The sequence below is a fragment of the Klebsiella sp. 141153 genome, assembly GCF_032601995.1.
GTDB classification, from domain to species: Bacteria; Pseudomonadota; Gammaproteobacteria; order Enterobacterales; family Enterobacteriaceae; genus Klebsiella; species Klebsiella aerogenes.
Genome location: NZ_JAQIRJ010000007.1, coordinates 166,119 through 180,030 on the forward strand (window position 1 = coordinate 166,119; position 13,912 = coordinate 180,030).

Consider the following 13,912-nt stretch of genomic DNA (forward strand, 5'->3'; position numbering starts at 1 on the left):
TTATTCCCCCTGACGCTGGTAGTCGTTACGCTGCGCGTTGGCGCGGCGTTGGTCCATAATGGTACCCCCGGTTGAACTCGAGGTTGATGAGGTGCTGGCGCTGCTTGAGCTGGACGCAGGCGGCAGGCGCAGCAGATCGCTTGCGCCACTGCTATCGCTCTTTGCCGGCGCGCCGGTGGCGCCTTTCAGCATCTGATCCAATGGCAGAACCATCAGGTTGCCGCCCTTGCTGTCATTAACCAGCACTTTGCGGGTATGGCTCAGCACTTTTTCCATGGTTTCGATATACAGACGCTCGCGGGTAATTTCCGGCGCGGCTTTATATTCCGGCAGGATCTTCGCAAAGCGAGCGACTTCACCCTGCGCTTCCAGTACGGTCTGGGTTTTATACGCACGCGCCTCTTCGAGGATACGCTGCGCCTGACCGTTAGCACGCGGCTGAACTTCGTTGGTATAGGCTTCCGCTTCGCGGATGTACTGCTGCTCGTTCTCACGCGCGGCAATGGCATCATCAAACGCGGCCTTCACCTCTTCCGGCGGACGCGCCGTCTGGAAGTTGACGTCCAGCAGGGTGATACCCATGTTGTACGGACGAATGGTCTCTTCCAACTCGCGCTGGGTATCGCTACGGATAACGGTACGACCTTCGGTCAGGATACGGTCCATGGTGTACTTACCAATGACGCCGCGCAGGGCGCTGTCGGTGGCCTGACGCAGACTATCGTCGGCGCTGGTCACGCTAAACAGGTAGCGCTCCGGATCGGTCACCCGGTACTGTACGTTCATCTCAACGCGCACGACGTTCTCATCGGAAGTCAGCATCACACCGGATGCGGCCAGTTCACGAACCGACTCGACGTTCACCGCTTGCACATTATCGACAAAGGTTGGCTTCCAGTTCAGACCTGGCTCAACCAGATGACTGAACTTGCCAAAGCGTGTCACCACACCACGTTCCGCTTCCTTGATGGTATAGAAACCGCTGGCTGCCCAGATAATCACCGCCGCTGCAGCAACGATGCCGACAATGCGCCCACCCATTGGACCGCGCGGGCCCTGAGTCACATTACCGCCACCCTGGCCGCCTTTACCGCCGCCGAGACCGCCAAGTTTTTTGCTTAACTTGCGGAAGATATCATCCAGATCGGGCGGCCCCTGATCGCGACCGCCTTTGTTGCCATTTCCCTCAGAGTTGCCGCCATTTTTGCTGCTTCCCCACGGGTCGCGGTCCTGTCCGTTATTACCGGGCTGATTCCACGCCATGTATATGCTCCATATTTGTTTTTGATATCCCCACAGGGGTTAATATCTTCAGGCCAGGTCAAACCACGTAGTCGACCAACGCAGGCTCTTGTTTGCAGAGGCGACGCCAGTCCACGATGGGCATGCGCACTTGCAGGCTTACGCTGCCGTCATCCTCCATCCACTCTTTTTCTATCGCCTGAAGCTGATAGAAACGGCTTCTCAGGCGACCTTCCTGCGGCGGTAAGCGCAGCGTATGCTGCGCCACTTCGCCGGAAAGACGCTCTGTTAACGCCTGAAAAAGCAGTGGTACGCCAATCCCGGTCTGGGCGGAGAGCCAGACCCGAATCGGTTTATTCTCTTCATCCCGATCGATGCGCGGTTCAAAATCGTCAAGCACATCGATTTTGTTCATCACCAGCAATGACGGAATTTCATCGGCCTCGATTTCAGCAAGGACCGTATTTACTGCATCAATATTTTCCTGCACGCGGACATCCGCGGCATCAATGACGTGCAGCAGCAGCGTCGCCTGACGCGTCTCCTGCAGCGTCGCTTTAAACGCCGCCACCAGATCGTGCGGCAGATGACGAATAAAGCCTACGGTGTCTGCCAGTACCGTTTCGCCGACGTCGGTGACGTTAATACGGCGCAGCGTCGGGTCCAGGGTGGCGAACAGTTGGTCCGCGGCATAGACTTCCGCTTCGGTTATCTGGTTGAACAGCGTTGATTTTCCGGCGTTGGTATATCCCACCAGCGAGACGGTAGGGATATCGGCCTTGGCGCGTGACCGCCGACCTTGCTCGCGCTGTTTTTCTACTTTTTCCAGTCGCGACAGGATCTGCATAATACGGTTACGCAGCAATCGACGGTCGGTTTCGAGCTGGGTTTCACCCGGTCCGCGCAAACCAATCCCGCCCTTCTGCCTTTCAAGGTGGGTCCAGCCGCGTACCAGACGCGTGGCCAGATGGCGCAGCTGCGCCAGCTCAACCTGCAGTTTCCCTTCGTGGGTACGCGCTCGCTGGGCAAAAATATCTAAAATCAGACCGGTGCGATCGATAACCCGGCATTCGCATAGCTGCTCCAGGTTACGTTCCTGGGCCGGACTCAAGGCATGATCGAACAGCACGACCGAGGCGCCGGTCGCTTTTACGGCTTCCGCAATTTCAACAGCCTTACCTTCACCTACAAAATACTTCGGGTGCGGTGCTTTACGGCTACCGGTAATCACCTGCATTGCTTCGACACCGGCGGAAGAGACCAGGGATTCAAACTCCTGGAGATCCTCCATATCTTTGTCTTGCGAAAAATAGATGTGTACCAGTACCGCCTGCTCACCGGCATCATAACGGTCAAACAAGCGTAAACCCCTTATAAAATACCAGCGGGGAACGCAGAAAACCTGGCTCCCCGACGTGGAAAAACAGCATTAGCCTTATTCGGCGTCGTCGCTGTCTTGCTGCGGCGCAGAAGAACCTTGCGCGCTACCACCGTGGTGATAGTTGCTTGCACCGCCGCCAGCATTATTGCTGTGGTGAGACACCGGGCGGGACGGGACAACAGTAGAAATTGCGTGCTTATAGACCATCTGACTGACCGTGTTCTTCAACAGGATCACGAACTGATCGAAAGACTCAATTTGCCCTTGCAGCTTAATACCATTCACCAAATAAATAGAAACCGGAACACGTTCCCGACGCAAAGCGTTCAGGAACGGATCTTGTAAAGATTGCCCCTTAGCCATTCTCTCTTTTCCTTATATGTATGCTTGTTTTGTACTCAGAACCTTACGATTCTTAAAAAAATTACGCACGATACCGTTCAATTGTACACGTTCAGTTCTGGCTAGCACCAACAACCTGTAATACTTTGTTGAGCGCTTGTTCAGGTTGCTCACTGTCTAACCAGTGAACATCTTCCCAACCGCGCAGCCAGGTGACCTGACGTTTAGCTAACTGTCTCGTCGCGCAAACACCTCGATAAACCATTTCATCATACGGGACCTCGCCTTCAAGGTATGACCACATCTGGCGGTATCCGACACAACGAATGGAAGGCATATCCGTATGCAAATCTCCACGGGCAAATAGCGCCCGCACTTCTGCTTCAAAACCTGAAGCCAACATCTGATGAAAACGCTGCTCAATGCGTTGATGTAGCAGTTCACGGCTCGCCGGGGCGATGGCGAACTGATGCACCTGATACGGCAGAGCCTCTCCTGACGTTTGCGTCAGTTCAGTTAAAGTTTTACCCGAAATGAAAAAAACTTCCAGTGCTCGGGAAAGTCTTTGCGGATCATTTGGATGAATACGCGCGGCGGCCACGGGATCGATCTCCTGTAACTGCCGGTGCAATGCGTGCCACCCCTGCTCTGCCGCTTGTTGCTCAATTCTGGCCCTGACTGCGGGATCCGCCGAAGGCAGCGGCGATAACCCTTCCAACAACGCTTTGAAGTACAACATCGTCCCGCCGACCAACAGCGGGATGCGTCCGGCGGCGACGATATCCGCCATTTCCGCCAACGCATCGCGACGAAAATCCGCCGCCGAATACGACTCTGCCGGATCAAGAATATCCAGCAACCGATGCGGCGCAGCGCTAAGCTCCGCGGCATCGGGTTTGGCCGTGCCGATATCCATTCCTCGATAGATGAGGGCGGAATCGACGCTAATCAACTCTACGGGCAAAACTTTACGCAAGGCGATAGCTAATGCGGTTTTACCGGAGGCCGTCGGCCCCATTAAAAAAATTGCCTTAGGCAGGCTCGCCTCAGTTACATCACTCATCTTTCAGGGCTGTCATTGCCGAATGTAAATCAACAGGTTGTAACAGACCACCCGGCGGCGCTTTAATCAGCTGCGGACATAAACGCTCAACGTCCGCCAGAACCGAAATCGCCTGCGCCATGCTCCACTGCGCGTGCTCGCTCGCCAGATTACGCGCTGTCCATTGGGCGATGTCGCCGACGTCGAATGCCGTTAGCTGCGCCAGGTAGCCTATCAGTTCAGGAATCAAGATTTGTAAATTTTGTTGTCTTAAGGGTAAAGGCACCGCGCGGACCGTCACGTGCTGGGAATCTGCTTGTAAATCGATACCCAATTGCGCCAGCGCCGGCTGCGCCTTTTCCAACGCTTTGCGTTCTGCTTCACTCACTTTAAGACGCAGCGGGATAAGCAGCGGCTGCGCGCAAACCGCTTCCGCGCCCGGCGTAAGTTGCGCCTGACGTAGCCAGCGTTCCGCCACCGGCAGCGCCAGCAACGCCAATGCGCCGCCGCGCTCAAGCAGCGCGCAATCGCCGCCGATAATAGTTAGCACCCGGCCAAAGCTTTGGCTGTGGGCTGCCAGACTTTCCGCAGGCGTCGGCGCAGGTTGTTTTTTTTCCGCCGCCGGGGTTTGCAGCAGTTGACGATAAAGCGCTCCCTGCTGTTTCTGATAGCCAGGCTGGGCGTGCGGCCAGCTGGCGCCGCCTGAGCTATAGCCGCCGCCGGCGGCGGCAGGTTCCCGCGGCGCGCGAGTATCATAACCAGGCGCCGCCGGTTCCCGGGCAGGCGATGGGCGAGCGAAATGGTTCGCGCCCGCCGCTACGCGGTTCTCCGGCACCTGCCGCGGCGCGGGCGCTTCGTCTTCTTCCGCCAGCGGCGCATCAAGCTGCTGCTGAAGCACGCTCAGTACGCCCTGATAGATAAAGTCATGAACCAGCCGTGATTGATGGAAACGCACTTCGTGCTTCGCCGGATGCACATTGACATCAACCTGATGCGGGTCAATCTCCAGATACAGCACAAACGCCGGCTGCTGGTCAGCGCCCAGTTTATCTTCACAGGCCTGGCGAATAGCATGGTTGATCAGCCGGTCGCGCATCATACGCCCGTTAACGTAACAGTACTGGATTTCCGCTAACGCCGGATTAGTATGCAACGGGTCGGCAACCCAGCCGCGCAGCGTCAGATCGCCATGCTGCCACTCAATTGCCAACGCGTGCTCCAGAAACGCCGCGCCGCAAATCGAGCCGAGGCGGCGCTCGCGCGGGCCGCCTTCCGCCACGGCACGATACTGGCGCATCATTTTGCCGTTATGGCTGAGATTAATCGTCACATCAAAACGCGCCAGCGCGATGCGGCGGACGATTTCATCAATATGATTAAACTCGGTTTTTTCGGTGCGCATGAACTTACGCCGCGCGGGGGTGTTGTAAAACAGATCCAGCACTTCCAGCGTGGTGCCAATCGGATGCGCCGCCGGTTTCACCGTTACCGCCTGGTCTCTACCTTCAGCATAGGCCTGCCAGGCTTCCTGCTGCTCCGCGGTACGCGATGTCAGCGTCAGGCGAGCGACGGAACTGATACTGGCCAGCGCTTCGCCGCGAAAACCAAGACTGATGATCGCCTCAAGGTCATCCAGCGAGGCGATTTTACTGGTGGCGTGACGAGCCAGCGCCAGCGCCAGTTCGTCTTTTTTAATCCCGCAGCCGTTATCGCGAATACGGATAAGCTTCGCGCCGCCGCGTTCAATATCAATGTCGATACGGGTCGCGCCGGCATCAAGGCTGTTTTCGACCAGCTCTTTCACTACCGACGCCGGACGTTCCACCACCTCGCCAGCGGCAATCTGGTTGGCGAGTTGCGGCGGCAGGACCTGAATCGGCATGACCTTCTCCTTAGTTAATCAACGACCCGCCAGGCGAACTGGCGCTGGCGGTTTGCGCAGCCGTGCCGCGCGGCGCTGATTGCAGCGGGTGCTGCATATAATAGTTACGCAGCCCTTTATAAATCGCCTCTGCAATCTGCTGTTGGTAATCATCGCTACCCAGCAGGCGCTCTTCGCCGTTATTACTGATAAAGCCGGTTTCGACGAGGATCGACGGAATATCCGGCGAGCGCAGAACGCCAAGGCTGGCGTGCTCCGGACGGCGTTTATGCAGATTGCCGATCCGCTGCAGCTGGCTCAGTACATCGGTTGCCACATCATAACCGACGCGCTGGGAATGGCCGAACTGTAAATCCAGTACCGCCTGGCTCAGATAAGGATCCGACTGGCTATTCGCCAGCACGTCGCCCGCGCCGCCCAGGAGTTCCGATTGTTTCTCATGCTGTTCAAGCCAACCGGCCATTTCGCTGTTAGCGCGGCGGTTAGAGAGCACCCATACCGATGCGCCGGTCGCGTCGCGATTCGGAGCCGCATCGGCATGGATAGAGACCAGGAAATTAGCGTTTTGTTTCCGCGCCACGTCCGAACGCCCCATGACCGAGATGAAGTAGTCGCCATTACGGGTCAACACCGGTTTAAACTGCGGATCGTCGTTAAGCAACGCTCGCAGTTTATGGGCGATAGCAATCGTGACGTTTTTCTCTTTGGTGCCGCCAGGCCCGATAGCGCCAGGATCCTGGCCGCCGTGCCCGGCATCAATAGCGATAATAATCTTATCGTCAGAAGAGACGGTACGCGCCGCCGGACGGGTAATAGTCTGGTTGTTGGTCATCGCCGGCTGACTGCTGGTCACCACCGTGGTTCTGTCGCTGCCTGAGCTTTTAAACGGATTGCGCGGCGGCTCGCTCGGACGCGGCGACACTACCGGCGCTTCGACCCGCTTCGCTACCACTGGCGGTGGCGGAGGTGGCGGCGGCACATCGGCATTAATGGTAAAGACGACGGTATAGTTGGCGCCGTTTTGCTGCTTCACCGCCCGCGTTTTTCCATCTTCCGTCAGATCGACCAACAGACGCAGAGATTGCGTATCCTGAGGCGAGCCGGAGCGAATGCTTTTGACCAGGTTATTACCGCTAAACTGCAACGGCAGCCCCTGAAGCACCCCGGTTTGTTTGATATCCAACGCCACCACGCGCTTACCTTGCGGGGTGAAGGAATATTCGGGATCGCCGACAAAACTTAGCGTTATCCGGGCCTGCCGATCGCCGTTTGAGACCTGGATATCGGATAAACTTGCCGCGGATGCCTGAGTGCCGAACAGCATCAGAGCGGCGGCCAGCCAACTGGTTATACGATACTTCATCCCGTCATCCTTTAGGCTAAATGGCTAAACGCGCCAATAAAGACTCACCCAATGAAGAGACCGCCGTTACGCGCGCCTCACGCCCTTGCGCCTGGTAATCCAGGTGAATTTCGACATCCGGGTCAGGCAGTACACCCGCGCCTTGTTGCGGCCATTCCACCAGGCAGATGGCATCGTTAGCGAAGTAATCGCGGATCCCCATAAATTCGAGCTCCTCAGGATCCGCCAGGCGGTACAGGTCGAAGTGATACACCATCAGATTTTCGAGGGTGTAAGGCTCCACCAGCGTATACGTTGGGCTTTTGACATTGCCGCGGTGGCCAAGGGCCTGTAGAAAACCGCGGCTGAAGGTGGTTTTACCCGCGCCTAAATCGCCATACAGATAGATAACCGTCGCGCCGCTACAGGCCTGCGCTACGCGGTTGCCAAGGTCTAATGTCGCCTGCTCGTCGGGTAAAGGAATCACACGGTTAATCATGGTCTAGGTCAATCACATCCGGGTTAACAACACGCCTTAGCGTGCAAAAAAGATCGGTCGCCAGCATCCCGCGGGCACCATCTCTGGCGGCCAGCCGGTCTGCGGCTTCGCCGTGCGCCACGCAGCCTGCGCAAGCGGCATCATACTGGGTCAGCCCCTGTCCCAACAGCGCGGCGATAATGCCGGTGAGCACATCGCCCATCCCGCCGCTGGCCATTCCGGGATTACCGGCATCAATGATACCGATTTCGCCCGCGTCATTCGCCACTACGGTTCCTGCGCCTTTTAGCACCACCACGCCGCCATACCGTTTTACCAGACGCTGTACAGAATGTAAGCGATCGCTTTCAACTTCTGCCACGCTGATATTCAATAAACGGGCGGCTTCGCCAGGATGCGGGGTTAACACGCGATTGTGACGTTTATCGGGATTGATTGCCAGCAGGTTCAACGCGTCGGCATCCCAGACCATCGGTTTGCGAAAATTCTCTACCTGTCGCAGCGCCGCTTTACCCCACTCGCTTAGCCCAAGACCGGGACCAATCGCTACGACATCCGCCCACTCCAGGCTTTCGGTAAGAGAGTCACCGTTCAGCTCATGGACCATCAATTCCGGCCTGGCAGTCACAATGCCCGCGATATTTTCCGCCCTGGTCAGCACACGTACTAAACCCGCGCCGGCACGTAGAGCGGCCTCACCCGCCATACGAATGGCGCCAGCGGTGCCGCGATCGCCGCCAATAATCACCAGCCGACCATGCGAACCTTTATGCGACGTCGGACGACGCGGCGGCAGCCAGCCTGCCAGCTGCGCCGCGGAAAAACGGCGAATAGCGGTGTTTTGCCCGGCAAGCCAGCGCTCCAGGCCGAGCGCATGATGATGTAAGCGCCCGACAACGTCGCGGGCATTACCGGTCAGCAGACCGGGTTTTAGCGCGATAAACGTCAGGGTATGGGCGGCGTGGATCGCCGCGCCAGGCGTCGCGCCGGTTTGCGCGTTCAGCCCGGAGGGAATATCAAGCGCAATAACCGGCGCGGGGTAGGCGTTCGCCAGTTCAATCAGCCCGGCGACATTAGCGCGCGGCGCGCTATGCAGGCCGGTGCCGAGCAGCCCGTCAATAATCAATGAGATATCATCCGGCCAGGCGCTATCGGCGGCGTGGATGACGCCGCCGGCATTGAGCCACTCTTCCCGTGCGGCCTGCGCCTCTTCCGGCAGCGGCTTATCGCTTTCCAACGCCAGTAGCGTTACCACGATGCCCTGCGCCTGCGCCAGCCGCGCGACCACGTAGCCGTCGCCGCCGTTATTGCCGTGGCCGCAGAGGATTAACCAGCGCTGGCTGGCGGGATAAAGGCTGCGGGCCAGCTGGAACGCCGCCTCGCCGGCGCGGCGCATCAGTTCAAAAAGCGTCAGCCCGAGACTATCCGCCGCCTCTCTTTCCGCCTGGCGCAGCGTCTCCGCTGACCATACGATGTGTGGTATACTGTCAGGGTTTTTCGTCATTGTATGGTCCATCATGTCACAGCCCCTCGATCTCAATCAGTTAGCGCAACAAATCAAACAATGGGGCACCGAGCTTGGCTTCCAGCAGGTTGGTATTACCGATACCGATCTCAGCGCCAGCGAACCTAAGTTACAGGCATGGCTGGATAAACAATACCATGGCGAAATGGAATGGATGGCTCGCCACGGCATGATGCGCGCCCGGCCGCATGAACTGCTGCCCGGTACGCTACGCGTGATTAGCGTGCGTATGAACTATCTGCCCGCCAATGCTGCTTTCGCCAGCACCCTGAAAGATCCCGCGCTGGGTTACGTTAGCCGTTATGCCCTGGGGCGTGATTATCATAAGCTGCTACGTAACCGCCTGAAAAAACTTGGCGAGATGATTCAGGAACAGTGTGCTTCGCTCAATTTTAGACCGTTTGTCGATTCCGCGCCTATCCTGGAGCGGCCCATCGCTGAAAAAGCGGGGCTTGGCTGGACAGGTAAGCACTCACTTATCTTAAGCCGCGACGCCGGATCGTTTTTCTTCCTCGGCGAATTGCTCATCGATCTTCCGCTGCCGGTAGACCAGCCGGTTGCCGAAGAGTGCGGGCGCTGTGTCGCCTGTATGACTATCTGCCCGACCGGCGCCATCGTCGAGCCCTATACCGTCGACGCGCGGCGCTGCATCTCTTATCTGACCATCGAGCTGGAAGGCGCCATCCCGGAAGAATTTCGTCCGCTGATCGGCAACCGTATTTACGGCTGCGATGATTGCCAGTTGATTTGTCCGTGGAACCGTTTTTCGCAGCTTACCGATGAAGAGGACTTCAGCCCGCGTAAAGCGCTACATGCGCCGCAGCTGATTGAGCTGTTCGCCTGGAGCGAAGCCTGGTTCCTGAAAGTCACCGAGGGGTCGGCGATACGTCGTATCGGCCACTTACGCTGGCTACGCAATATCGCCGTCGCGATCGGTAATGCCCCGTGGAATGAAGCCAATCTGGCGGCGCTGGAAAGTCGCCGAGGTGAGCACCCACTTCTCGATGAACACATTGAATGGGCGGTTGCGCAGCAGATCGAAAAGCGAAATGCCAACGTTGTCGAAGTGCAGTTGCCGCAGAAACTACGCCTGGTCCGGGTGGTCGAGAAAGGATTGCCGCGCGACGCCTGATTCATTCACAGGCTGTGAATAAAAACAAAAACACATTGCGTTTCAACGGGCAGACGTACGTCAAGTGATCGAATTAACAGTTTGAAATGAAATTTAAATGTTAAATTTCAATCAGATACAACAATACTATTTACAAAGTGAAGCATTTGTCGCGCAGTCAGCCAAACGACAGCCTGTGGATAACTCTGTTTACAGTATTTTGGGATAGGCAATGAAAATCATCCCCGGCGCGATTTCGCACTGTGGATAAATTGGATAAAGGAAGAAATTTGGAGCGGGAAACGAGACTCGAACTCGCGACCCCGACCTTGGCAAGGTCGTGCTCTACCAACTGAGCTATTCCCGCTTACATCGGTTTCCAATTTACCTGCTGGTAACCTGAAAACTATGCTTTGGTATGGTGTGTCTTTCAAATTTTGGAGCGGGAAACGAGACTCGAACTCGCGACCCCGACCTTGGCAAGGTCGTGCTCTACCAACTGAGCTATTCCCGCTTACATCGGCTTTCAATCTACCTGCCGGTAGCCTGAAAACTATGTTTTGGTATGGTGCTGCTTTCAAATTTTGGAGCGGGAAACGAGACTCGAACTCGCGACCCCGACCTTGGCAAGGTCGTGCTCTACCAACTGAGCTATTCCCGCGTTACTGCTTTTTTGCCATATTTCGATGGCGTCGTAATTTGCATTTCTGCGTCGTTACGGGAGGCGCATTATACGAGAATTCGATTCACCTGCAACCCCCTGGCGAGCACTTTTTTTCGTTTTTTGTTTGAATGGACATTTTCTCGCCACACAGCCCACTGAATTGTATAAATAACCGCCATAATTAGCAAAATATCTTTTTCCCCCCGCGCGAATGGCGCAAAATCGCCCGCATGACACCGCGGTGGCTATCCGCGAAAAGGTCCACCATGACGACTATCAGGGATTCAGAATGAAAAAAGCGCTTTCCGTCCTGCTGCTGACCACATCGATTATCGGAACGGCTTCCGCCGAGACGCTCCATTTTGGCACCACAACCGCCAATCCGCCGTTTGAGACCGTCAAAGGCAAAGGTCAACCTACGGGTTTTGACATTGATTTGGCCAATGCGCTGTGTAAACAGATGCAGGCGGAATGCAAATTCACGCCGCAGCGCTTTGATACCCTCATCCCGGCGCTACGCTTTAAAAAGTTCGACGCTATTATTGCCGGCGTTGAAGTATTGCCGATGCGTGAAAAGCAGGTTGCCTTCAGCCAACCTTATCGCCAGGAGCTCTCCGGAGTGGTAGTCACGGCAAAAGACGCCGCCCACGGGTTTGCCGACCTGCAGGGTAAAAAGCTCGCCGTCGTCAAAGGTAGCGTCCACCAGCGTTATCTACGCGATAAACAAAAAGGCATTCAAACCGTCGCCTTTGGCAACGATAGCGACGCGCTGGCGGCGTTGAAAAGCGGCGAAGTCGACGGCGCGATCGGCGATTTAGCGACGATGGACCAGTGGCTGGCGGATAATCCTGATTACGCCGAGATGAAAGAGCGCGCCACCGACCCGGCCTACTACGGCAAACAATATGCGATCGCGGTACGCAAAGACGACCCGGAATTGCTTAAGCAGATTAACGACGCGCTGGAGGCAGTGAAGGCGTCGCCGGAGTTCCAGCAGATGGAACAGAAATGGTTTAAGTAAGGCAGCAAAAAGAACGGGGCCATGTCGGCCCCGTTTACGCTTCAGAGCTTAATAAAATGCTCGCGATAGTAAGCCAGTTCGGCGACGGATTCGCGGATATCGTCCATCGCCTGGTGAGTGCCCTGCTTTTTAAAGCCATCGAGGATTTCCGGCTTCCAGCGGCGCGCCAGCTCTTTCAGGGTGCTGACGTCGAGATAGCGATAATGGAAGTAAGCTTCCAGTTCCGGCATATATTTGAACAGGAAGCGGCGGTCCTGACCGATGCTGTTGCCGCAAATTGGCGATTTTCCCGCCGGCACCCACTGCTTGAGAAACTCAATAGTGGCCAGTTCCGCTTCGCGGTCGCCCACGGTACTGGCCTTCACGCGATCGACCAGCCCGCTGCCGGTATGAGTGCGCACGTTCCATTCGTCCATTAGCGCCAGCTGAGCATCAGACTGGTGCACGGCAATGGTCGGGCCTTCTGCCAGAATATTAAGATTCGCGTCGGTGACCAGGGTGGCGATTTCGATAATGCGATCGCGCTCGGGATCCAGCCCCGTCATCTCAAGATCGATCCAAATCAGGTTGTTTTCATCTGCACTCATGCTATTTTCCACCCTTCTTGCGTGACTATATTCATCTAAAATAGCGTGTATCATAGAGGTTTTGCCCCATCAGGGCGACCAGGAGCCAGTTCGATTGAGTAAAAATAAGCTCTCCAAAGGCCAGCAGCGCCGCGTCAAGGCCAACCACCAGCGCCGCCTGAAAACGACTTCGGAGAAGGCCGACTACGATGACAACCTGTTTGGCGAGCCTTCTGAAGGTATCGTCATCAGCCGTTTTGGTATGCATGCCGATGTCGAATCCGCGGATGGCACGACCCACCGCTGCAACATTCGCCGGACCATTCGTTCCCTGGTGACCGGCGACCGCGTGGTCTGGCGGCCAGGTAAAGACGCCGCCGACGGGGTCAACGTCAAAGGTATCGTCGAAGCGGTACATGAACGCGCCTCGGTGTTAACGCGCCCGGACTTTTACGACGGCGTGAAGCCTATCGCGGCAAATATCGACCAAATCGTCGTGGTTTCGGCCATTTTACCCGAACTGTCGCTCAATATTATCGATCGCTATCTGGTGGCCTGCGAAGCGCAGAATATCGAACCGCTACTGGTACTGAATAAGATAGACCTGCTGGACGATGACGGCATGGCCTTCGTCAACGAGCAGATGGATATCTATCGCCAGATCGGTTATCCGGTATTGATGGTGTCCAGCCATACTCAGGACGGCCTGAAGCCGCTTGAAGAGGCGCTGACCGGGCGCATCAGCATCTTTGCCGGCCAGTCCGGGGTGGGTAAATCCAGCCTGCTGAACACGCTGCTGGGACTGCGGGATGAGCAAATCCTGACGAACGACGTCTCCGATGTGTCAGGGCTCGGCCAGCACACCACCACCGCCGCGCGTCTTTATCACTTCCCGCACGGCGGCGATGTGATTGACTCTCCGGGCGTGCGCGAGTTCGGGCTGTGGCATCTTGATGCGGAACAAATCACCAACGGCTTTGTCGAATTCCATGATTATTTAGGCCATTGCAAGTATCGCGACTGCAAGCACGACACCGACCCAGGTTGCGCCATTCGCGAAGCGGTAGAAAAAGGCGCTATCGCTGAAAGCCGTTTCGCCAACTATCACCGCATCCTGGAAAGTATGGAACAGGTGCAGGTAAAAACGCGTAAAAGCTTTTCATCAACCGACGACTGACATTTAAGCTGTCGTCGCTATACGTACTCGCTTTGCCAGCAAGACGGCGCGGATACAATTCGCTGAAGTTTACGTATAGAATCGTCCCCCTTTTCAGTACCCCGCGCCAAAGCGGGGT

General features: G+C 56.4%; 12 protein-coding genes and 3 tRNA genes. 3 read left to right on the forward strand and 12 right to left on the reverse strand.

What is annotated here, in order from left to right; translation table 11 throughout:
- The 8 genes from hflK to nnr all read right to left on the reverse strand — a co-directional run bounded on the left by hflK (position 1) and on the right by nnr (position 9,234).
- Complete coding sequence (gene hflK, locus PGS10_RS15590) at positions 1 to 1,263, reverse strand: FtsH protease activity modulator HflK (protein ID WP_015368631.1); 1,263 nt, start codon at positions 1,261 to 1,263, stop codon at positions 1 to 3.
- 58 nt (positions 1,264 to 1,321) lie between these two features.
- Entirely contained in the window at positions 1,322 to 2,602 is a 1,281-nt protein-coding gene (hflX, locus tag PGS10_RS15595) for a ribosome rescue GTPase HflX (protein ID WP_032713510.1), read from the reverse strand.
- A 75-nt stretch (positions 2,603 to 2,677) separates the two neighbouring features.
- Positions 2,678 to 2,986 carry an RNA chaperone Hfq gene (gene hfq, locus PGS10_RS15600; RefSeq protein ID WP_045396870.1) on the reverse strand — a complete coding sequence of 103 codons (309 nt, stop codon included), beginning with the start codon at positions 2,984 to 2,986 and terminating at the stop codon, positions 2,678 to 2,680.
- A 91-nt stretch (positions 2,987 to 3,077) separates the two neighbouring features.
- Positions 3,078 to 4,028, reverse strand: a complete 951-nt coding sequence (gene miaA, locus PGS10_RS15605; RefSeq protein WP_032706712.1) for a tRNA (adenosine(37)-N6)-dimethylallyltransferase MiaA — start codon at positions 4,026 to 4,028, stop codon at positions 3,078 to 3,080.
- Positions 4,021 to 5,889, reverse strand: a complete 1,869-nt coding sequence (mutL, locus tag PGS10_RS15610) for a DNA mismatch repair endonuclease MutL (RefSeq protein ID WP_213797766.1) — start codon at positions 5,887 to 5,889, stop codon at positions 4,021 to 4,023. Before mutL ends, miaA begins: the two co-directional genes overlap by 8 nt.
- Positions 5,890 to 5,899: 10 nt before the next feature.
- A complete protein-coding gene (gene amiB, locus PGS10_RS15615; protein ID WP_032715470.1) occupies positions 5,900 to 7,252 on the reverse strand; it encodes an N-acetylmuramoyl-L-alanine amidase AmiB in 1,353 nt (450 codons plus the stop codon).
- 16 nt (positions 7,253 to 7,268) lie between these two features.
- Positions 7,269 to 7,730: a tRNA (adenosine(37)-N6)-threonylcarbamoyltransferase complex ATPase subunit type 1 TsaE gene (gene tsaE, locus PGS10_RS15620; protein ID WP_032715469.1), complete on the reverse strand. Its 462-nt coding sequence runs from the start codon at positions 7,728 to 7,730 to the stop codon at positions 7,269 to 7,271.
- The gene (gene nnr, locus PGS10_RS15625; RefSeq protein ID WP_165430619.1) at positions 7,723 to 9,234 is read right to left on the reverse strand and encodes a bifunctional ADP-dependent NAD(P)H-hydrate dehydratase/NAD(P)H-hydrate epimerase; all 1,512 of its coding nucleotides are present in this window, start codon (positions 9,232 to 9,234) and stop codon (positions 7,723 to 7,725) included. Before nnr ends, tsaE begins: the two co-directional genes overlap by 8 nt.
- Before the next feature lie 13 nt (positions 9,235 to 9,247).
- On the opposite strand from nnr, the gene queG reads away from it, so the two are divergent.
- Complete coding sequence (queG, locus tag PGS10_RS15630) at positions 9,248 to 10,387, forward strand: tRNA epoxyqueuosine(34) reductase QueG (protein ID WP_045396859.1); 1,140 nt, start codon at positions 9,248 to 9,250, stop codon at positions 10,385 to 10,387.
- Positions 10,388 to 10,657: 270 nt separating this feature from the next.
- Here the strand turns inward: queG and PGS10_RS15635 are convergent.
- From PGS10_RS15635 to PGS10_RS15645, 3 genes are all read right to left on the reverse strand, one after another.
- Positions 10,658 to 10,733, reverse strand: a tRNA-Gly gene (locus PGS10_RS15635).
- A gap of 71 nt (positions 10,734 to 10,804) precedes the next feature.
- Positions 10,805 to 10,880, reverse strand: a tRNA-Gly gene (locus PGS10_RS15640).
- Positions 10,881 to 10,951: 71 nt separating this feature from the next.
- Positions 10,952 to 11,027: transfer RNA gene (locus PGS10_RS15645), tRNA-Gly, on the reverse strand.
- 292 nt (positions 11,028 to 11,319) lie between these two features.
- Here PGS10_RS15645 and PGS10_RS15650 point away from each other — a divergent pair.
- On the forward strand, positions 11,320 to 12,051 hold the full coding sequence (locus PGS10_RS15650) for an arginine ABC transporter substrate-binding protein (protein WP_047046396.1): 732 nt from the start codon (positions 11,320 to 11,322) through the stop codon (positions 12,049 to 12,051).
- 41 nt (positions 12,052 to 12,092) lie between these two features.
- Here the strand turns inward: PGS10_RS15650 and orn are convergent, their stop codons facing one another.
- Entirely contained in the window at positions 12,093 to 12,638 is a 546-nt protein-coding gene (gene orn / locus PGS10_RS15655) for an oligoribonuclease (RefSeq protein ID WP_015704162.1), read from the reverse strand.
- 94 nt (positions 12,639 to 12,732) lie between these two features.
- Between orn and rsgA the strand changes: the two genes are divergently transcribed.
- Positions 12,733 to 13,794: a small ribosomal subunit biogenesis GTPase RsgA gene (rsgA, locus tag PGS10_RS15660; RefSeq protein ID WP_015368642.1), complete on the forward strand. Its 1,062-nt coding sequence runs from the start codon at positions 12,733 to 12,735 to the stop codon at positions 13,792 to 13,794.
- Positions 13,795 to 13,912: the final 118 nt, after the last annotated feature.

Coding starts and splice junctions, on each gene's coding strand:
- hflK (WP_015368631.1), bottom strand. CDS start 1,263: ATGGCGTGGAATCAGCCCGGTAATAACGGACAGGACCGCGACCCGTGG.
- hfq (WP_045396870.1), bottom strand. CDS start 2,986: ATGGCTAAGGGGCAATCTTTACAAGATCCGTTCCTGAACGCTTTGCGT.
- miaA (WP_032706712.1), bottom strand. CDS start 4,028: ATGAGTGATGTAACTGAGGCGAGCCTGCCTAAGGCAATTTTTTTAATG.
- mutL (WP_213797766.1), bottom strand. CDS start 5,889: ATGCCGATTCAGGTCCTGCCGCCGCAACTCGCCAACCAGATTGCCGCT.
- amiB (WP_032715470.1), bottom strand. CDS start 7,252: ATGAAGTATCGTATAACCAGTTGGCTGGCCGCCGCTCTGATGCTGTTC.
- tsaE (WP_032715469.1), bottom strand. CDS start 7,730: ATGATTAACCGTGTGATTCCTTTACCCGACGAGCAGGCGACATTAGAC.
- nnr (WP_165430619.1), bottom strand. CDS start 9,234: ATGACGAAAAACCCTGACAGTATACCACACATCGTATGGTCAGCGGAG.
- queG (WP_045396859.1), top strand. CDS start 9,248: ATGTCACAGCCCCTCGATCTCAATCAGTTAGCGCAACAAATCAAACAA.
- PGS10_RS15650 (WP_047046396.1), top strand. CDS start 11,320: ATGAAAAAAGCGCTTTCCGTCCTGCTGCTGACCACATCGATTATCGGA.
- orn (WP_015704162.1), bottom strand. CDS start 12,638: ATGAGTGCAGATGAAAACAACCTGATTTGGATCGATCTTGAGATGACG.